The 19,824-nt window shown below is 68.4% G+C and carries 16 protein-coding genes; 2 read left to right on the top strand and 14 right to left on the bottom strand.

Annotated features, from left to right (window positions below):
* Positions 1 to 25 precede the first annotated feature (25 nt).
* Positions 26 to 1,237 carry a fatty acid desaturase family protein gene (locus ACPXB3_RS10240; protein WP_425704552.1) on the top strand — a complete coding sequence of 404 codons (1,212 nt, stop codon included), beginning with the start codon at positions 26 to 28 and terminating at the stop codon, positions 1,235 to 1,237.
* A 17-nt stretch (positions 1,238 to 1,254) separates the two neighbouring features.
* On the opposite strand, the gene ACPXB3_RS10245 is transcribed toward ACPXB3_RS10240, so the two are convergent.
* The 12 genes from ACPXB3_RS10245 to ACPXB3_RS10300 all read right to left on the bottom strand — a co-directional run bounded on the left by ACPXB3_RS10245 (position 1,255) and on the right by ACPXB3_RS10300 (position 16,106).
* Positions 1,255 to 2,520 carry an MFS transporter gene (locus ACPXB3_RS10245; RefSeq protein ID WP_425704553.1) on the bottom strand — a complete coding sequence of 422 codons (1,266 nt, stop codon included), beginning with the start codon at positions 2,518 to 2,520 and terminating at the stop codon, positions 1,255 to 1,257.
* Positions 2,517 to 4,295 (bottom strand): dipeptide ABC transporter ATP-binding protein, encoded by a 1,779-nt coding sequence (locus tag ACPXB3_RS10250; RefSeq protein WP_425727526.1) that lies wholly within the window; start codon positions 4,293 to 4,295, stop codon positions 2,517 to 2,519. Before ACPXB3_RS10250 ends, ACPXB3_RS10245 begins: the two co-directional genes overlap by 4 nt.
* Positions 4,292 to 5,176: an ABC transporter permease gene (locus tag ACPXB3_RS10255; RefSeq protein WP_425704555.1), complete on the bottom strand. Its 885-nt coding sequence runs from the start codon at positions 5,174 to 5,176 to the stop codon at positions 4,292 to 4,294. Before ACPXB3_RS10255 ends, ACPXB3_RS10250 begins: the two co-directional genes overlap by 4 nt.
* The gene (locus ACPXB3_RS10260; protein WP_425704556.1) at positions 5,173 to 6,135 is read right to left on the bottom strand and encodes an ABC transporter permease; all 963 of its coding nucleotides are present in this window, start codon (positions 6,133 to 6,135) and stop codon (positions 5,173 to 5,175) included. Before ACPXB3_RS10260 ends, ACPXB3_RS10255 begins: the two co-directional genes overlap by 4 nt.
* A gap of 2 nt (positions 6,136 to 6,137) precedes the next feature.
* Entirely contained in the window at positions 6,138 to 7,877 is a 1,740-nt protein-coding gene (locus ACPXB3_RS10265) for an ABC transporter substrate-binding protein (RefSeq protein ID WP_425727527.1), read from the bottom strand.
* A 179-nt stretch (positions 7,878 to 8,056) separates the two neighbouring features.
* Positions 8,057 to 9,379, bottom strand: coding sequence for an NtaA/DmoA family FMN-dependent monooxygenase (locus tag ACPXB3_RS10270; RefSeq protein WP_425704558.1), 1,323 nt, complete (start codon positions 9,377 to 9,379; stop codon positions 8,057 to 8,059).
* A 50-nt stretch (positions 9,380 to 9,429) separates the two neighbouring features.
* On the bottom strand, positions 9,430 to 10,494 hold the full coding sequence (locus ACPXB3_RS10275) for an LLM class flavin-dependent oxidoreductase (protein ID WP_425727528.1): 1,065 nt from the start codon (positions 10,492 to 10,494) through the stop codon (positions 9,430 to 9,432).
* Between the two features lie 52 nt (positions 10,495 to 10,546).
* A complete protein-coding gene (locus tag ACPXB3_RS10280; RefSeq protein ID WP_425704560.1) occupies positions 10,547 to 11,578 on the bottom strand; it encodes an aldo/keto reductase in 1,032 nt (343 codons plus the stop codon).
* A 56-nt stretch (positions 11,579 to 11,634) separates the two neighbouring features.
* Positions 11,635 to 12,663, bottom strand: coding sequence for an aldo/keto reductase (locus tag ACPXB3_RS10285; protein ID WP_425704561.1), 1,029 nt, complete (start codon positions 12,661 to 12,663; stop codon positions 11,635 to 11,637).
* Positions 12,664 to 12,697: 34 nt separating this feature from the next.
* Positions 12,698 to 13,945, bottom strand: coding sequence for an acyl-CoA dehydrogenase family protein (locus ACPXB3_RS10290; protein ID WP_425704562.1), 1,248 nt, complete (start codon positions 13,943 to 13,945; stop codon positions 12,698 to 12,700).
* On the bottom strand, positions 13,942 to 14,856 hold the full coding sequence (locus ACPXB3_RS10295; protein WP_425704563.1) for an LLM class flavin-dependent oxidoreductase: 915 nt from the start codon (positions 14,854 to 14,856) through the stop codon (positions 13,942 to 13,944). The genes ACPXB3_RS10290 and ACPXB3_RS10295 overlap by 4 nt, the downstream gene beginning before the upstream one ends.
* Entirely contained in the window at positions 14,853 to 16,106 is a 1,254-nt protein-coding gene (locus ACPXB3_RS10300; protein WP_425704655.1) for an LLM class flavin-dependent oxidoreductase, read from the bottom strand. Before ACPXB3_RS10300 ends, ACPXB3_RS10295 begins: the two co-directional genes overlap by 4 nt.
* A gap of 286 nt (positions 16,107 to 16,392) precedes the next feature.
* On the opposite strand from ACPXB3_RS10300, the gene ACPXB3_RS10305 reads away from it, so the two are divergent.
* Positions 16,393 to 17,484: an LLM class flavin-dependent oxidoreductase gene (locus tag ACPXB3_RS10305; RefSeq protein ID WP_425704564.1), complete on the top strand. Its 1,092-nt coding sequence runs from the start codon at positions 16,393 to 16,395 to the stop codon at positions 17,482 to 17,484.
* Between the two features lie 12 nt (positions 17,485 to 17,496).
* On the opposite strand, the gene rsgA is transcribed toward ACPXB3_RS10305, so the two are convergent.
* Entirely contained in the window at positions 17,497 to 18,543 is a 1,047-nt protein-coding gene (gene rsgA / locus ACPXB3_RS10310; protein WP_425704565.1) for a ribosome small subunit-dependent GTPase A, read from the bottom strand.
* Positions 18,540 to 19,805 (bottom strand): 3-phosphoshikimate 1-carboxyvinyltransferase, encoded by a 1,266-nt coding sequence (gene aroA / locus ACPXB3_RS10315; RefSeq protein WP_425704566.1) that lies wholly within the window; start codon positions 19,803 to 19,805, stop codon positions 18,540 to 18,542. Before aroA ends, rsgA begins: the two co-directional genes overlap by 4 nt.
* Positions 19,806 to 19,824: the final 19 nt, after the last annotated feature.

Here is a 19,824-nt window from a genome sequence, read left to right on the forward strand (position 1 = left end):
CGCGACGGGGGCATACTGGTTACCGATGGCAATCACCGACATCAATGAATACGCCCACCTGACCGACGCCGACGTAGAGGCGCTCGGTGCCGAACTCGATGCGCTGCGCCGGGAGATCGAGGCCGATCGGGGACCGCGCGACGTCCGTTACCTGCGCCGGACCATCGCCGCCCAGCGTCTGCTCGAGGTGGCCGGTCGGGTCGCCCTGTTCGGCAGTCACCGGCGTTCGCTGTGGCTTGTGGGCACCGGGGCGCTCTCGCTGGCCAAGATCATCGAGAACATGGAACTCGGCCACAACGTGATGCACGGGCAATGGGATTGGATGAACGATCCCGAAGTCCATTCGACCACGTGGGAATGGGACATGGTGTGCGCGTCGCCGCACTGGAAGCATTCCCACAACTACATCCATCACAAGTACACCAACATCGTCGGCATGGATCATGACGTGGGCTACAAGATCCTGCGCGTGACCCGCGACGAGCCGTGGGAGCCGCGCCGGGCGTTGCAGCCGCTGTTCAACATCATGCTGGCCGCCACCTTCGAGTGGGGGATCGGTCTGCACGACCTGGCCCTCAAGGAAGTCATCGCCGGCGACAAGCCCCGCGAGGTCGCGATCCCGCAGATCAAGGAATTCCTGCGCAAGATCGGCAAGCAGGTCGCGAAGGATTACGTGCTGTTCCCAGCGCTGACCGGACGTAATTTCCGGCACACGCTCACGGCGAATCTGACGGCGAATCTGGTGCGCAATGTGTGGGCCTACGTCGTCATCTTCTGTGGTCACTTTCCCGACGGGGCCGAGAAATTCACGGTGGAGAGTCTCGAGGACGAGACCCCCGGGCAGTGGTATCTACGTCAGATGCTCGGCAGCGCCAACTTCCGTGCCGGCCCGGCGATGGCCTTGATGTCGGGCAACCTCTGCTATCAGATCGAGCACCATCTGTATCCCGACCTGCCCAGCAACCGGCTCGCCGAGATCTCGGTGCGGGTACGCGAACTGTGCGACAAATACGACCTGCCCTACACCACGGGCTCACTGTCGATGCAGTATCTGAAGACGCTGCGCACCATCAACAAGCTCGCACTGCCGGATCGGTTTTTGCGCGACACCGCCGACGACGCGCCGGAGACCGCGTCGGAGCACCGCTTCGCCGGAATGGATCAGGGCCTCGGCCTCAAATCCGCGATATCCGAGGCACGACGCCGTCGTCGGCTGCGTCGCCGCGCGGGCCACTGACCGGTCGGCGACAACTCTCAGGCACCGACCCGCGTGGCCGTGCGCAACCGGTCCGCGGCGGCGATCCCCGCGACGGCGTGGAGGCGTTCGGTGAAGGCAAACCAGGCCCACAATCCGATCCCGAGCACCGCGGTGCCCGCACCGGCCGCGCAGAGCAGGGTCCAGCCGCCGGTCTGATACGCCCATCCGCCGAACGCCGAGCCGACGACGCCCCCGGCGAAGTAGGCCACCATGTAGGCGGTCGTCAGGCGCGACCGCGCCTCGTCGTTGAGTGAATACACCGCCGACTGGTTCGCGATCTGCAGACCCTGCACGCCGAAGTCGTAGACGAGCAGGGCGATGATTAGCACCAGGACCTGATGTGCACCCGCCCACAACAGAGCCCAACTCGCCAGCTGCACCGACCAGACGCCGTACTGGGTGTGCCGTAGGTAGCCGCGGTCGGCGAGCCGGCCGATCCGTGGTGCGGCCAGCGCCCCGGCCACCCCGGCGAGTCCGAACAGCCCGATCGCCGCGTCGGAGTAGTGATAGGACGATCCGTGCGCACCGGCGAGCAGGAACGCGATCGCGGTCCACATCGCCGAGAACGCGGCCATGTTGAGTCCGCCGAGCAGCATGCGATGCCGCAGCACGTTCTCCGAGCGGATCAGGGTCCAGATCGAGGCGAGCACCTGCGGGTAGGAGGCACGCGGTGCGCGCTCGGCGGGCGTGTGCGGGGCGCGCCACCACACGGCGATGGCCATCACGGCCTGCATCAGCGCAGCGACGACGAGTACGGTGCGCCATCCGCCGGCCTGTGCGATGAGCCCGGCGAGCACGCGGGAGAACAAGATGCCCACGAGCAGACCGCTCATCACCGTGCCGACGACCGCGCCGCGTTCACCCGGGCCGGCGACGGCCGCGGCCCACGGGATCACGACCTGAGCTGCCGACGCCGACACCCCGACCGCGAAGACCAAGACCATCAGGACCGCATAGTTCGGGGAGGCCGCAGCGATGCCCAAGGCGACGCATGAGATCACCAGCAGTCCACAGATCAGGCGCCGTCGGTCGAGGAAGTCGCCCAGCGGCACCACCAGCGCCAGCCCGATCAGATATCCCACCTGGGTGAGCGACACGATGAGACCGGCCGCGGTGGTGGACACCTTCAGGTCACTGCCGACCTCCTGCAGCAGGGGCTGGAGGTAGTACAGGCACCCGGCCGACGAGCCGGCGGTCACCGCGAACAGGAGAACCACGACGCGGCTCAGGCGTGCGGAGGCAGGGGGATTCGCCGAAGTCATGCCCTCCATGGTGCGTGCGCTGGGCCCGTCGATGATGGTGGGCGACGGGTTGCGATGGTCACACCTGTGACATTGGCGGGTATCGCGGCGAGCAGTTCACGTGTGTACGGGTCGCCGGGTGAGTCGAACACCTCCTCGACGGAGCCATGCTCGACCACGGCGCCGTCCTTCATCACCGAGACATCCCCGCCGAGAAGACGGACGACTCCGAGATCGTGCGTGACGAAGACATAGCTGAGGCCGAACTCGGCCTGGAGGTCGATCAGCAACTGCAGGATCTGTGCCTGCACGGAGACGTCGAGTGCGCTGACCGCCTCGTCGAGTACCACGATCTCGGGATTGAGTGCCAGCGCGCGCGCGATCGCCACGCGCTGCCGCTGGCCTCCGGACAACTCCCGCGGCAGCCGTCGTGCGAATTCGCGGTCGAGTGCGACGGCGTCGAGCAACTCGTGGACCCGTTCGGTCCGTTCGGCACGGCTGTCGTGGATATCGAAGGCCGCCAACGGTTCGGCGATGAGGCGTTCGACCGTGAACCGCGGGTCGAGCGAGGTGTACGGATTCTGGAACACGAACTGGAGGTTGCGCCGCAGATCCCGCAGTTCCCGGCGGCCGGCGGAGGTGACCTCGACGTCGCCGACCGCGACGGTACCGGAGTCCGGGGCGATGAACCCGGCGATGATGGCGGCGAGGGTCGACTTACCGGCGCCGGACTCGCCGACGATCGCATGCGTCGTCCCGCGCAGCACGGTGAGGTCGACGCCGTCGAGCGCGCGTAGTTCGTGTCCGCGACCGCGACCCGGGGCGCGGTAGGACTTCGTGAGGTTCTCGGCCACCAGTACCGGCCGCGGCGGTGACACCGAGCCTGCCTGCTTCCGAACCACGGTGGGGGTGAGCCGCTTGCGGTGGCGACCGGGAGCGGCAGCGAGCAGGCGTCGGGTGTAGTCGTCGGTCGCATGCTCGGTGATGTCGGACGGCGTTCCGCCGTCGACGATCCCGCCGTTGCGCATCACCAGGATCCGGTGTGAGCGTTCCACCGCCACCCCGAGATCGTGGGTGACGAGCAGAACCCCGAGGTTCAGCTCTTTCCCCAGCGTCGCAAGGTGATCCAGAATCTTCTTCTGCACCGTGACGTCGAGGGCGCTCGTCGGTTCATCGGCGACGATGATCTTCGGTTCGCCCGCCAGCGCGATCGCGATCAATGCGCGTTGTTTCATCCCGCCGCTGAGTTCGTGCGGGTACTGCTCATAGACCCGCTCCGCGTCGGCGAGCCCCGCGGTGCGCAGACTCTCCAAAGCCGCGGTGCGCCACCGGGCCCCATGCAGACGAGCGCTGCCCTTGCGGGTGCCCTTCGGCTCGTTGAACCGCACGGCATCGGCGACCTGTTGCCCGACCTTCTTGACCGGATTCAGCGAGGTGTTCGGATCCTGTGGGATGAAGCCGACAAAGTTGCCGCGTACCAAGCCCATTCGACGATCGGTCCAGCCGGTCACGTCGACATCGGAATAGCTGATCCGGCCGTGTGTCACGCGGGCATTCGCCGGCAAGAGCCCGAGCGCGCCGAGCACCACCGACGTCTTGCCCGACCCCGATTCGCCGACGAGGGAGACGAATTCGCCCGCTTCCACGGTCAGTGACACATCCTGGACCGCCGGAGTCCACCGACGGCCGGTCTGGTACTCGATGCCGAGCCCGGTGATCGTCAGGAGTGGATGTGCTTCGGGTGCAGGCGCTTCGGTGGTCTCGAGTTCTTCGGCCGGCGCCGAGGTCTGGGTCATACCGCCTGTCCTTTCCGGAACGACACACTGATTCGATGGGTCGCGATGACGACGACCGCCAAGGCGATGCCGGGCATGATCGACACCCACGGATACTGCGAGATGTAGTCGCGTCCCTCGGAAACCAGTAGTCCCCACTCCGGTTGGGGTGGCGGGGCGCCGTAGCCGAGGAATCCGAGTCCGGCGACGGCGAGGATTGCGGTGCCGATCTCGAGGGCGGCGAGCGCGAGAACCGAATTCATCGAGTTCGGCACGACGTGGCGCACGACGATGGCCATCCGTCCGACACCGAGACCTGCTGCGGCACGGACATAGTCGCGCGACGCGACGCCCAACACCTCGGCGCGCATCACGCGGGCGAAAGCGGCGATCGACGAGATACCCACGGCCAGTGCGATGTTGTAGGTCGAGTAGCCGAGCACCGAGACCATCACCATGGCGAGCAGCAGATTCGGGATCGCCAGCGAGACATCGGTCAGGCGCATGACCGCCGTGTCGATCCAGCCGCCACGGAATCCGGCCGCGAGGCCGATCGCCGTGCCGGCGCCGAACGCGATCACCACGGCCAGCAGCGTCGCCATGATCGTCGTACGGGCGCCGAACACGGTACGCGCGTAGAGGTCCCGGCCGAGGCGGTCGGTCCCGAACAAGTGGTCGGCGCTCGGGCCGAGGAAACTCGCGTCCGGATTGCCGTCGTAGGGACTGTAGTGGGTGAACAGGTCGGGGACCAGCGCCCAGCCGAGTGCGATCACGACGATGATCCAGGCGAGCACGAGGACCGGTTTGCGGAGCAGATCACCGGCGCGACTTCGGACACGCGCGGCGGCGACGTGGCCCCCGGCCCGAAACCGCAGGGCACCGGGCAGATCGACAGAGGTCATACCGTCACGCCCCGTCCGGTCGTCGGAACCGCTGTGCGCAGCCGCGGATCGAGGATCGGGTACACGAGGTCGACCACGAGGTTGATGACGGCGAACGACACGGCGACGAACATGACCAGGCCCTGGACGAGCGGAACGTCGAGTGTGCTGATCGCCGACTGGGTCAGCCGGCCCACGCCGGTCCGCGCGAACACCGTCTCGGTGATGACCGATCCCGCGATCAGGTTGCCGAAGGTGACGCCGGCGATGGTCAGCGCGGGCAGTGCGGCATTGCGGAACACCTCGCGGGAGAGGATGTGGGCGCGGTCGGCGCCCTTGGCCCGGCTGGTGGTGACATAGCCTGCGTGGAGTTCCGTACCGAAACTGCGCACCAGGAGTTGCGCGATCGGGCCGGAGACGGGGATGGCGAGCGAGACCAGCGGCAGGACGAGGCTTCGCCATCCGTCGTCGCCGAAGGCCGGGAACCAACCGAGCCGGAACGCGAAGACCTGCAGAAGCAGGATGCCCGAGAGGAAGACCGGGACCGACACCGCGGCGGTGGGCAGCGCCTCGATGAGCCCGCGGAGCCATAGGTGTCGGGTGGAGGTCGCGACGACCGCGATCACGAATGCGATCACCACGGCGAGCAGCAGCGCGCTCAGTGCCAGCACCAAGGTCTGCGGAACCACCTCGGCGATCGAGGTGGTCACCGATTTACCGGATTGCACCGAGTTCCCGAAGTCCCCTCGCAACGCATGGCCCAACCGGGACAGATACTGCAGCAGCACCGGCTGATTGAACCCGTAGTTGTCGCGGACCTGTTCTTTCACCTCCGGCGGCACGGTGTTGATCGTCGCCGGGTCGAACAACAGATCCACCGGATCGGCGGGGATCACGAACAGCAGGATGAAGGTGACGGTGAAGGCAGCCCAGGCGACGAAGACGGCCCGGCCGACCTTCTCCAGGATGTATCTCGTCATACTCAGCCTCCGGCCCGGGTGTCGTTGCCGCTGCCCTTCCAGGCACCGACGAAAGTGTTGCGGGATTGCGCGTCGAAGAGGATGCCGTGGACCCCGGGAGAGTGGGCGATCACCTGCGAGGGGTTGTACACCGGATTCACCAGCGCATACTTCTGCAGGAGCAGATCCTGTGCGGCCCTGGTGTATTGGGCCCGCTGCTGCGGGTCGAGGGTGGTCTCGATCCGGCCGAGCGTGCTGGTCAACTCGGCCGGGTCGATTCCCGGTGCCCCGGAGCCCACGTAGGAGCCGTCGCCGAGTTCGGGGCTGTACTGCAGGTTGAGGACCGAGGGGTCGTTCCGGGACCGGTTGGCCGCCACGATGTTCCAGTCGGTCTTGGCCTTCGCCTGTTGGGCGGTGTAGTCGGGAATCGGCACCACGGTGAGCTTCAGGTCCACGCCGATCTTCTTCAGATCCTGCTGGATCGACTCATACGCCGGTGTGTTCACCACGAGATTGTTGATGCCCAGCAGCTTCACTTCGAGGCGCTTGCCATCCTTGACCCGGATGCCGTCGGGTCCCGGATGCCACCCGGCGTCGTCGAGGATCTTCTGTGCCGCCTGCGGATCATGGCGCAAGACCGACGAACTGTAGTCGGCGTAGCCGGGCACCGAGGGCAGCAGTACCGAGGTCGCCACCGAATACGACGGCGTCAGGACGGTCTTCTTCAGCGATTCCCGGTTCCAGCCGAGTTGGATCGCCTTGCGGACGGCGATGTCGTTGGTCGGGAACAGCTGTGAGTTGAAGTTGAAGAAGATCGCGGTTCCCGACACCGGTCGCGAGGTGATCGAGAAACCTTGTGACGACAGCGCCTTCTCATCGGTGGTACCGATATCGAGACTCGCATCGATGGCTCCGGAGGTCAGAGATCCGGTGCGCACGCTCGCCTCGGGAATGGATCGGAAGACGATCTTGTCGAGGTAGGCCTCACCCTGGTGTTTGAGTGCAGGCGGAGCCCAGTCGTAGCCGGCGCGGCGCACCAGCACCGTCTCCACCTGGGGCTTCCAGCTCTGGTACACGAACGGTCCGGTGCCGACGACCTTGGTGGCGTCGGCCGACCGCTGTGTTGCGCTCAGCCGCAAGGTGTTCGGCGAGAGGAAGCCGGGACCGGCGTTCGCGGTGAACGACACCGCCTGCAATGCGCTGGCCAGGGGGTGGGCGAAGCGCAGTCGCACGGTGTGGCTGTCGATGACGTCGGTGCCGAGGTAGCCGGGGAACAGGGTGGCGCCGTTGGGGGTGATGCCCAGCGCCGGGTCGCCCTTGATGTACTGGTCGTAGTTCGCCTTGACCGCCTGCGCGTCGAACGGGAGACCGTCGCTGAAGGTCACTCCCGGACGCAGCGTGAACGTGAATTCGGTGAGCTGCGGGTTGTACGTCCACGACTGCGCCAGCCACGGTGTGACCTTGCCGGTGTCCGGGTCCTGCCACAGCAGTTTGTCGGTGATGTTGCCGGCGATGAGCGACTCCGCGTAATTGGTGCCCCACTGGGGATCCGGGCTGCGCTGGTAGTCGATGAGCGCGAAGTTCAGGGTTCCGCCCCGCACGGGGCGGCCGTCGCCCCCGGACGCCGTGTTGTCCGATCCGCCCCGGGTCACGACGACGCCGACGACCACCGCGATCACCACCGCGAGGGCACCGACGACCCACGGCCATCGTCGGCGTCGTGCGGACTCGGACTGCTCGATCGAACTTCGGAGGTCTGACATCGTTCACTTTCGGAGAATGAGGTTGGTTCGGTGCCGCCGACGTGGTCGGGGAGAACGCCGGCGAAAACCGTTGTCCGGCAGCACGATGATGGTCGCCGAGGGCGTCGCGGAACACCTTTGCGCCCACCGTGATCGCAGCGCGGTCACCTCGACGCCGGTCGGGTGACCCGGGGGCTCGGCTACGCGCTGTGGGCGGACGCCAGGGTATCGGTCACCTGCCCGGCGGGTGCGGCGAAGAGCCGTTCACGCAGGGTGCGGTACGGATAGGACTGCTGGAACAGGTTGCGCGCCTGCAGGATCGGTACGACGAGCGTGGCGAAGTTCTCGAAGTCGACCGCGGTGTCGGCCGGCATGATGGTGAATCCGTCGGCGGCGCCGGCGGCGAACCAGGCCTCGAGATCGTCGGCGACCTGCTCTGGTGAACCGACGAGCAGGCGGTGCCCCGAACCACCAGCCCCGCTCTCCACGATTCGCCGCGGCGTCGTGGGTCCCTGCGCGATCAGCGCCCGGGTCGACGCGCCGAACCCGGTGGAGAAGGCCGCCGCGGGAAGCGTGTCCGGCAGGTCGGCCGCGGAGAGCGGGTCGTCGGGACCGAAGGAATCCGGCGGCAGGCCGAGATTGCCCAGCAGGGCACGGGTCAGCCGCTCGATGGGCAGGGTCGCGAACAGCTCCGCCGCCCGCTCCTGCGCGCGCTCCGGCGTTTCGGCGACCAGGACGACCACTCCGAGGGAGACCTTGACGTCGTCGGGCCGGCGTCCCGCCAGGGCGGCGCGCCGGCGGATGTCGTCGCGGAACCCGACCGCGGTGGCCGTGGTCTGCGCGACCGTGAACACCATGTCGGCGTACTCGCCGGCGAGTACGCGTCCGCCCTCTGAGCCACCGGCCTGTACCACGATGGGGCGTCCTTGGGGTCCGGCGGGAACCGGGAGCGGGCCGGCCACCGAGAAGAACTCCCCGTCGTGGTCGATGGCGTGGATTCTCGCCGGGTCCGCATAGCGGCCGGTCGACTTGTCGGCGACCAGCCATTCCGGCTCCCACCCGTCCCACAGCCCGGTGACGACTTCGAGGAATTCGGCGGCCCGGCGATATCGCGTCTCCTTGTCCGGATGTGCGCTGAGTCCGAAATTCGCTGCGGCGTGGGGTGTTCCGGTGGTGACGAGGTTGACGGCGGCCCGGCCCTTCGTCACGTGGTCGAGCGCCTGGAACCGGCGGGCGAGATTGTAGGGAGAGTTGTAGGTCGTCGAGCTCGTGATGACGACACCGAGGTTCTCGGTGACCGCGGCCAGGTTGCCGAGCAGGACCAGCGGATCGATCCCGGTGCCCGGTGCTTCCTCGATCTCTCCGCGCAACGCCGGCCCGTCGCCGAGGAACACCGCATCGATCGCGGCGGCCTCGGCGATCCCGGCCAGCCGCTGGAAATGATCGATGTCGAGATATGCCGTCGGGTCCGCGTGCGGCAGTCGCCAGGCCTGTCGGAAGTGGCCCGGTGTCATCAATGACATCGTGAGATGGAAGGGCATCGTGGTCTCCGGATTGCCGAATGTCGAGATGGTCAGGATGAAAGCGCCGCGGACACTGCTGGTCTCGCCTGGTTGGCGGCCGGCGACCACCCGAGTCGCGGTGCGAGTTCGCGTGCGGTGGTCTCCAGGAGTCGCAGGTGTTCGTCGTGATCGGGAACACCGGGGACGAAACTGACGAGCAGATCGGTGGCGCGGCGCAGCGCGGGATCGGCCGCGAGTTGCGCGGCCAGCGACTCACTCGGCCCGAGGAGGGCGTGATCCGAGCGCAGATAGTCCTCGACCGTCTCGGTGTGCCGCGTACCGCCGGTGGTGCTCCAACTCTGCCAACGACGCACGCCGGGCGCGACGAGCCGGCGGGCCTCGTCCGGATCGGGGTGCGGATACACCGCTCGTGACACCTGGACCCGGGGCGGGCGGTCGGCGTCGCGCCAGGCCGCACGGTAGGCGTCGACGATGCCGGCCTGCCGGTGCTGGGCGTCGGTGATCGTGCCGCCCTGCCAGGCGGTCGCCCGGGACAACTGCAGGCCGTCGCCGGCGCGGGCGGCCCGCACCGCCGCGTGCTCCGCGTGCTCGGGGCTGCTCGTGGTGGCCTGCCAGAGTCGTGTGCGCACAGCGTCTCCCGGCGGATGGAGGACCTCGCCGAGCTCGTTGACCGGTCGGCCCGCCAGGACATCGTGCAGGCGTGCCACCGACTCGTCGAACAAGGCGTGGCGGTTGTCGATGTCCTTGCCGAACGCTTCCCACGCGCCCGGGAATGGTCCGGAACCCACCCCGAGTTCCAGCCGCCCGCCACTGATCTCGTCGAGCGACGCGGCATCCTCGGCGACCTTCAGCGGATCCTCCAGCGGCAGCACGAGTACGCCCGTGCCCAGCCGTATCCGGGTGGTGTGTTCGGCGATCGCCGCCAGTAGCACCAGCGGCGCCGAGACATGTTCACGGCCCTGCCGGAAATGCCGCTGGATGACCCAGCCGGAGTCGTAGCCGAGCCGTTCGGCGGCGACGAAGAGTTCGATCGCCTCGCGGTAGGACCGGGCCGGGGGAAGATCGCGGTCGAGGTGGAGCAGGAAGCCGAGGCGGAACGGGCGCCCGTCGGGCACGCCCGCCCCGATCCCCGGGTGGTGCGGGTGCGAGGTGTGATCTGGCGGCATGTCAGAGCTTCAGGCCGGTGCCGTGCACACCGTGTTCGTCGATCACAGCCAGGTCGTCGTCGGTCAGCTCGGGGAATTGCAGGGCCGCCAGATTGTGGTCGAGCTGCCAGCTGGAGCTCGCACCGATCAGCGCGCTGGTGACCTCCGGGCGGCGCAGCACCCATTGCAGCGCAAGCTGTGCCAGCGACTGCCCCCGCGACTCGGCGAGCTTGTTGAGCCCGGCGGCGCGCTGCCGGTAGGTGTCGTCGATGACGTCGGGGGACAGGAAGGTGCTGTTGGTGGCGCGGGCGCCCTCCGGGATGGCCTCGAGGTACTTGTTGGTGAGCAGACCTTGGGCCAGGGGCGAATAGACCACGAGACCGAAACCGTCGTCGCCGGCGACGTCGAGGAGGTCGTTCTGCTCGATCCGGCGGTCGAAGATCGAATAGCGCGGCTGATGCACCAGCAGCGGCACCCCGGCCTCCCGCAGCAGACCGGCCGCCTCGTGCGCCCGATCGGGAAGGTAGTTCGAGAGGCCGACGTAGAGGGCCTTGCCCTGCTCGACGGCCGACACCAGCGCGCCGACGGTCTCCTCGAGTGGTGTGGACAGGTCGGGGCTGTGGCTGTAGAAGATGTCGACGTAATCGGTCCCCAGGTCCCGCAGACTGTGCTCGAGCGATGTCAGCAACGACTTGCGGGAACCGCCCTTGAGGTAGGGGCTCGCCCCGATCGGGTTGCCGGCCTTGGTCGACAGGATGATCTCGTCGCGATACGCCGCCAGGTCCGTGGCCAGTACGCGCCCGAAATTGTGCTGGGCGGCCCGGTGCGGCGGACCGTAGCGGTCGGCGTTGTCGAAGTGGGTGATGCCGAGATCGAAAGCGTGCAGGATGATCTCGCGCTGCGTCTCGAACGGGTAGTCGGTGCCGAACTTCTGCCACAGTCCGAACGAGAAGGCGGGCAGGTCGAGTCCGGAGCGCCCGGCACGGCGATAGGGGATCGATTCATAACGTGAGTCGCGGGCGATGTAGGGGGTGTTGACGGGGTCATGAGTCATGGGAGAACGTTCCTTTTCGGCAGAGGTTGGGTGGGTTCAGTGTGTTCGGCCGTGGTTCACTCTGTTCGACGCAGTGCCGCGGGCTGTAGCGACGGGGTGTCGCGCCCGGTGTCTCGTTCCAGGAATTGTGTTCCGGGATCTACGATCTCGTCGACGCGGTCGAGGATGTCGCCGGACAGCGACACCGTCGTCGCCTTCACATACGCCTCGAGGTGTTCCTGGGTGCGGGGGCCGATGATCACGCTGCTGATCGCCGGATGGTTGAGCGCGAATGCCACCGCGAGCTCGATGAGGGTGAGGCCGTTGTCGGCGGCGAGTTGCCCGAGTGCGTCGGCTGCCGCGAGTTTGCGTTGATTGTGTGCGGCGGTGATGTCGAATCGGCCGGGGATGAGTTCTGCCCGCGCCGACTCGGGTTGGTCGCCGCCGACCCGGTACCTGCCGGAGAGCCATCCCGCGGCGAGCGGGCCGTAGGACAGAACGCCGACCCCGAATCGCCGGGTGACCGGCAGTACCTCGCGTTCGACCCCGCGGACCAGCAGCGAGTAGGGCAACTGCTCGGTGTGCGGAGCGATCAGCCCGTATTTCTCGGCGAGCCAGTGCGCCTCGACCTGCAGATGTGCCGGGAAGACCGAGGTCCCGTAGTAGCGGATCTTGCCCTGGGTGATGAGCCCGTTCAGCGTCTGCAGCGTCTCGAGCAGGCTGGTGTTCTCGTCGGGCCGGTGCGCCTGGTAGAGGTCGATGTGATCGGTGCCCAGGCGCCGCAGACTGTCCTCCACGGCCTGGATGATCCACCGGCGCGAGTTGCCTGCGTGCCGGGGATCGTCACCGATCTGATTATGGAATTTCGTCGCCAGAAAGATGTCGTCGCGACGGTCTTTGATCGCTTTGCCGACGATCTCCTCGGAGATGCCCTGGGCGTACACGTCGGCGGTGTCGATCGAGGTGATCCCGGCCCCGATCGCCGCGTCGATGATGCGCAGGCTCTCGGCCTCGGACTGCCACCGGCCGAAGTTCATGGCGCCCAGGGTCAACGGGGTGATCGGCACACCGGTGCGGCCCAGGGTGCGGGTGGTCTCGATGGTCATCGATTGCCTCTCGGAGGTGATGTCGGGGACGAGGTCAGAACAGACCCGTCGTCGGGGGTTCGGCGCCGGTCAGGTGGTAGGCGCCGGCGACCGCGGACTTCCACTGGCGCGGATTGTGGTTGGCGGCGGTTCGTGCGTTGCGCCAGTGGCGATCGAATCCGTATTCGCGGTCGGTGATCGAACCGCCACCCACGTCGAAGACGAGTTGTGTTGCCTGCAAGGCGGATTCGATCGCGACCACACCGGCCTGCGCCACGGTGACCGCGGCGGCGGCCCCAGCGGTACGGGCCTGCGCGCCCGACCGGCCCCGGACCCCCTGCAGGGATTCGGCGCCGAGCAGGACGACGGCCCGCGCGGCCTGCGCGCGGGACGCGATCTCGCCGACGGTCTCCCGGACATAGGGGTCGTCGGTGCTGTCGGTGGCGCTGCTGTGCTTGATGGGACGGGCGCGTTCGCGGACGAACCAGACCGCGTCGTCGAGTGCCCGGGCGGCGATGCCCGCCTGCACTGCGGCGAGATAGAGCTGGGCGAACGACCCGAGCCACGGGTTGTCCGGCTGGGCGTCGTCGATGATCACGACCTCGTCGTCGCCGACGTGCACGTCGTCGAGGCGGGTCGAGCCGCTTTGTGTCAATCGCTGTCCGACGGCATCGAAATCGTCGAGCCGGTTCACGCCGCGGCGATCGGTGGGGATGGTGAACCGCAGGGTGGTGCCGTCGTCGGTGACCGCCGATGTGGAAAAATACGAGGCGTAGAGTCCGCCGGTCGAGTAATACTTGCGGCCGTTGACGACGTATCCGCCGTCGACGCGGCGGGCGGTTGTCGTGACGCTGCCGCCGGCACCGCCGTTGCGCTCGTTGCCGGTGGCGGAGAACAGCGCGCGGGCTCGCAGCCGGCCGAGGTTGACCGACCGCAACGGCAGGTCCGGGCGGCCGGCAATCTGATTGGCCAGCAAAAAGGTGCCCCGTAGTGCTTGTGCCACATTGGAATCCGCGCGGGCGATCTCGATGACGAGATCGGCGACGTCGCGGATGGTGCCGCCGGCACCGCCGTCGTCTCGCGCGATCCCGGTCAGGGCGATGCCGGCGTCGGCCAGCGCGCGGACATCGTCGAAGGAGTAGTCGCGGGTGCGTTCGCGGCTCCCGGCGGTGGCGCCGATGCGTTCCAGGATCGGTGCGATGGCCTCCCGGATGCCCTCGACGGTGAGAGGATCGCCGGCTTCGTCGATTTCGGGGGATTCGGCCCGAGGCGTCGGCCGCGTTGCGGGGTCGGTGGCCGTCATCGGTGCGCCGCCACGATCTCGCGGTGGTGCAGGGCCGTCCGCAGGGTGGTGTCGGGTGCTTGTGCGAACAGCGGCACGATCTCCTGAATCCGATCGATCGTCGCCGCCACGTCGGCGCTCGCGACGAGGACGGCGCCGTCGGCGGCGCCGGTGTCTGCCCAGCCGGCCACCGTGGCGACCGGCGTCGTGGCGTCGAGCCGGGCCGACAACGCAATGTCCGAGCGGCGGCGATGATGCCGACCGGCCGCGTCGGCGAGTTCGGCGGCGGCGTCGGCGAGTCGGCCGGCCGGCACGATCACCGCGTCGGCGATCGCGGCGACCCGATCCCAGCCGAGGAGGCCCGGGTCGGCGGCGAAGAGCGGCGGTCTGCCCTGCGGCGAGGACGGACCGTCCAGCGGGCCGGCCACCCGATAGAACGCACCCTCGTGATCGATCGGCCGGATCAGGGTGTCGTCGGCGACGATCCCGGCCCGCTGATCACCGCGTAATGCGTTCGCCGGAAACGACTCCCACAGTTCCGTGAGAATCTCGGCGTACTCACTCCAGCGATCCTCGGGCGAGGCCGCGGGCCCGGGCGCCACCGCGTCGCTGACCTCGTCCCCGCCACCGGGACGCAGGAGCAGCCCGGTCCGGCCACCGGTGGCGCGGTCGAGTGAGAGGATGCGCCGCGCCAGATTGTAGGGGGCGTTGCCGGTCGTCGGTGCCTCGATCACGTAGTGCAGCCGTTCGTGGCGGGCCGCGAGGTGGGCGCCGACGACGGACGGATCGATCCCGTGGCGACCCGCGGTGGCGTCGGCGATCAGGAGTCCGGTGGCACCGAGATCGTGGGCCGCCGCGGCAATCGACTCGGCGTCCTCGAGAGACAGCTGCCCGGGCGACTCGCCGACCGAGATCTCGATGATCACCCTCATACTGCGCTCTCCTGTCGGTTGTCGGCCACCGGATGCGCGCTCGCCCGCGGTGCCGCCGGAAGACCGAGCCCCAGGTGGTCGCGCAAGGTCGTGCCGGTGTATTCGGTGCGGAACAGCCCGCGCCGCTGTAGTTCTGGGACCAGGTGATCGGCGAAGTCGTCGAATCCGGATGGCAGCACATCGGGCATGACATTGAAGCCGTCGGCCGCGCCGTGGACGAACCAGCGTTCGATGTCGTCGGCGACCTGTTCGGGGGTGCCGACGACGATCCGGTGGCCGCCACCGCCGGACAAGATCTTCAACAGTTGCCGCAGGGTCGGATTCTGCCGCTGGATGATGTCACGCACGACGCGGTAGAACGTCTGCGATCCGCCCGCGTCGTCGGGTTCGGGCAGCAGGTCGCCGGGGATGGGCTCGTCGTCGGCGAGTCCGTCGAGAGAGAACCCGAGCTGACCGGCGAGCCGGGCGCGCGCATAGGCGTCGGGCAGCAGGTCATCGAGTTGTTCGCGGCGTGCCCGGGCTTCGGCCTCGGTGCTGCCGAGAACCGTCGAGAGTCCCGGCAGGACCACGACCTCGTCCGGATTGCGTCCGAAAGCTGCGGCGCCGCTGCGCAATTCCGACCGGAAGGTGCTGGCTTTGTCGATGTCCTGCTCGGCCGAGAAGATCACCTCGCCGACCTGTGCCGCGAGCCTCTTGCCGTCGCTCGACCCGCCGGCCTGCACGATGACGGGCCGGCCCTGCGGCGATACCGATCGGGCGCGCGCGTCCCACGTCGCGACGACCTGCTCGACCACCCGCGCGGCGCGTCGGTAGCGAAGTGCGTGGTCGGGTTCGTCGCGGTGACCGAAGTTACGTGCGGCTGCGGCGCCGGCGGTGGTGACGACGTTCCACCCGAATCGCCCGCCGCTGAGGTGATCGAGATCGCCGAGCCGGCGGGCCAACTCGGCGGGGTCGTTGTACGACGACGACAACGTCCCGATCAGTCCGATCCGCTCGGTGCGGGCCGCGATCCGGGCCAGCACGGTCGTCGGTTCGAGGTTGTTGCCCGGTCGGTGCCGCACGCTCGGATCGAGCACGGGGCCGTCGGCGAGGAACACGGCATCGAGGGCGGCGCGTTCGGCCTTCGCCGCGATCGACGTGTAGTGGTCGATCGAATAGCTCGCCAGTCCGTCGGTTCCGGGAAGCCGCCAGGACCCACCGAACACACCGGCATTGAGGATGTTGACGTTGAGATGCAACTGTCGGGTCACCAAAAAGTCCTCGTCATCATGGGAGGTCGTCGCCGTACGCGGCCAGATCGGGTCCGCCGCGTCGGGGCCGCGAACACCTCGAGCAGTCAACCAGCCGGACACCGGCGCGTCACCCATTCGGTTCATGGTGAACACAAGCAGCGCAACGGCTTTGTCTCTCCGTAGCTTTACCTCGGTGCCGGGCGGCGTCGGGCACCCACGGTGACCGCGGCCGGAGTGCCGGCCTCCCCGCACGGCGGACATCGGTGATGGTCCACTGACACGGAAAGGATGACACGGAAGGCGTATGAGTTCCGAATTCCTTTGGTACATACCGAATCAGCTCGACCCCGGGCATCGGGGTGATGATCGCGTCGACGGACACAACAGTCTGGACACGCTCACCTGGCACGCCACCGCCCTCGAGAGGTACGGGTGGAAGGGTGCACTGATCGGTACCGGCTGGGGGCGGCCGGACACCTTCACCGTCGCCACCGCGCTGGCGGCCCGCACGACGACGTTCGAACCGTTGATCGCGGTCCGGCCGGGTTACTGGCGGCCGGCGAACTTTGCGGCATCGGCGGCCGCACTCGATCACCTGACCGGCGGCCGGGTGCGGGTCAACATCGTCTCGGGCAAGGACGACCTCGGTGCCTACGGCGACACCGATGGCGAACAGGCCGACCGGTACGCCCGTACCCGGGAATTCCTCCAGCTCGTTCGGCGACTGTGGACCGAGGAGAACGTCACCTACCGGGGTGAGTACTTCCGCGTCGAGGACTCGACCGTGGTGCCGCGGATCGAGGTCCGGGACGGGCGTACGCATCCGGCCCTGTACTTCGGTGGCGCCTCGGCGGCCGCGGAGCGGGTGGCCGCCGCCGAGGCCGACGTCCAGTTGTTCTGGGGCGAACCGCGCGACGGGGTCGCCGAGCGCATCGACCGCCTCAAGGCGTTGAGTGACGAGGTGGGGCGCGTGCACCGGCCCCTCGAATTCGGCCTGCGGATCACCACTCTCGTGCGGGACACGACGGCGCAGGCATGGCACGACGCCGAAGCCCGGGTGGCGCAGATGGCGGCCCGGTATGCCGATTCCGGCGGGGTCGACGAGCACGGTCCGCTACCGCACAACCGGCACCGGCGGGCCGCGGTCGGGCAACAACGCCTCTATGACCTCGCGGCGCGTGGGGAGGTGCTCGACGACAACCTCTACACCACGCCGGGCCGATACGGCGGCGGTGGCGCCGGATCGACCTGGCTCGTCGGCTCGGCGCAGGACGTCGCCAAGTCGCTGCAGAGCTATCGCGACCTCGGCATCACGCATTTCGTGCTGTCGGACACGCCGTATCTGCGTGAGATCGAGCGGCAGGGCACCGCGCTGCTCCCACTCCTGCAGGACTGATTCGCGCCGGGGCTACTCGCGTGGTGGATCGTCGACGGGCGGGGTGCCGGTCTCCCCGCCGCCGACGGCGATCAGCAACCGGCGCACGGCCATGGCACGGCGATGCGATGCGCCGGTGAGGTCGTCGAGTGCGCACTCCGGGTCGGCCGGCGGACCGAGATGAGTACAGCCGCGCGGACAGTGCTCGATGGCCGTACGCAGATCATCGAAGGCGTCGACGATGTCGTCGGCGCTGACGTGGGCCAGCCCGAACGACCGGATTCCGGGGGTGTCGACGACCCAGGACCGCCCGTCGTGATCACCGGGCTGTTCGGGGAGGGCCAGCGCCACCGACTGGGTGGAGGTGTGACGTCCCTTGCCCACCCCGGAGACCACGCCGATCGCCCGATCCGCTTCGGGCACAAGCCGATTGACCAGGGTGGACTTACCGACGCCGGAATGTCCGATCAGGGCGGTGAGATGTCCGGTGAGCAGCGCGCGGACGTCGTCGAGCCGATCGTCGCGCCCGGCGCGCACGATAGTGAGGTCGAGTCCGTCGAATGCCCCGGTGAACTCGGTGGGATCGGCGAGATCGGACTTCGTCAGGCAGAGAACGGGTTCGAGCCCGCCCACATACGCCGCGGCCAGCGCTCGCTCGACGAAGCCGGTGCGTGGGGGCGGGTCGGCCATCGCGGTGACGATGAGCAGCCGGTCGGCGTTGGCGACCACGATCCGTTCGTAAGGATCGGTGTCGTCTGCGGTGCGCCGCAACACCGTCCGGCGTTCGTCGACCCGAACGATGCGCGTCAGGGTGTCGGGCCGGCCGCTCAGATCGCCGACCACCCCGACGTTGTCACCGACGACGACGGGGGTGCGCCCGAGTTCGCGGGCGCGCATCGCGACCAGCAGGCGGTCCGGGTCGCCGGCCAATGCGCAACCCCAGCGGCCACGGTCGACCGAGACCACCATGGCGGTTTCTGCATCATCATGTGCCGGACGGGTTTTGGTGCGCGGACGGGTGCCCTTGCCCGGGCGGACCCGGACGTCGGATTCGTCGTAGCTGTCCGTGCGACGACTCACAGGTGGCCGATCATCCTCTGCCACATGCCCGGAAAGTCCGGCAACGTCTTCGCGGTCGTCTCGATGTCGTCGACCTCGACCGCCGGCACCCGCAGACCGATGATGGCACCGGCGGTGGCCATCCGATGGTCGGCATAGGACTGCCAGGTCCCCCCGTGCAGAGCCGCCGGCCGGATGATCAGGCCGTCGTCGATCTCGGTGACATCGCCACCGAGGCGCCCGATCTCGGTCGCGAGCGCCGCGAGCCGATCGGTCTCGTGCCCGCGCAGGTGCGCGATCCCGGTCAGCCGTGACTCGCCGTCGGCGAGCGCGGCGAGTGCGGCGACCGTCGGGGTGAGTTCGCCGACCGCACGCAGATCCCGGTCGATGCCGGACAGTCGCAGCGGCCCCCGGACGGTGAGCGTGCCATCCAGAAGTTCAGTGGTGCAACCCATTTCGGCAAGGATGTCGGCGATCTGGGCGCCCGGCTGGGTGGTGAGAGCGGGCCAGCGCGGCACGCTCACCGCGCCGCCGGTCGCGGCGGCGGCCGCGAGAAACGCGGCGGCGTTGGACAGATCGGGTTCGATCGCCCAGTCGACGGCGCGGATGACCGACGGGCCGATCGTCCAGGTGTCGGGCACGGTGGTGTCGACCTTCACCCCGGCGGTGTCGAGCATCGCGACGGTCATCTCGATATGCGGCATGGACGGTACCGGGCCGCCGACGTGTGAGACGGTCAGGCCCTCGTCGAATCGGGCCCCGGTGAGCAGGAGCCCGGAGATGAACTGCGACGAGCCGGAGGCGTCGATGGTGACCTGGCCGCCGCGGACCGATCCCGTGCCGGCCACGGTGAAGGGCAGCGAATCGCCGTCGATGGTGACACCGAGGGATCGCAGCGCGGCGAGGATGGTGGCCAGCGGCCGCACCCGGGCCTGCGGATCGCCGTCGAAGGCCACCGGTCCCGTGGCCAGCGCCGCCATCGGGGGCAGGAACCGCATGACGGTGCCGGCCAGCCCGCAGTAGATGTCGGTGCGGTGCATGGGACGCGGCTCGATCGAGACCGTCGTCGGGTCGGCGGCGTCGACCCGGATCCCGATGCCCAGGCCCGTCAGCGCCGCCAGCATGAGATTGGTGTCGCGGCTGCGTAAGGTACCCGTGATCGTCGACGGTCCGTCGGCGAGCGCTGCCAACAGCAGTGCGCGGTTGGTGATGGACTTCGAACCGGGCAGCTCCACCACGGCATCCACCGGCCCGGAAACGGTGGGTGCCTTCCAGGTGCTCATGGGCTCCAGTCTGTCATGG

Source organism: Gordonia sp. DT219, assembly GCF_049847065.1.
Taxonomy (GTDB): domain Bacteria; phylum Actinomycetota; class Actinomycetes; order Mycobacteriales; family Mycobacteriaceae; genus Gordonia.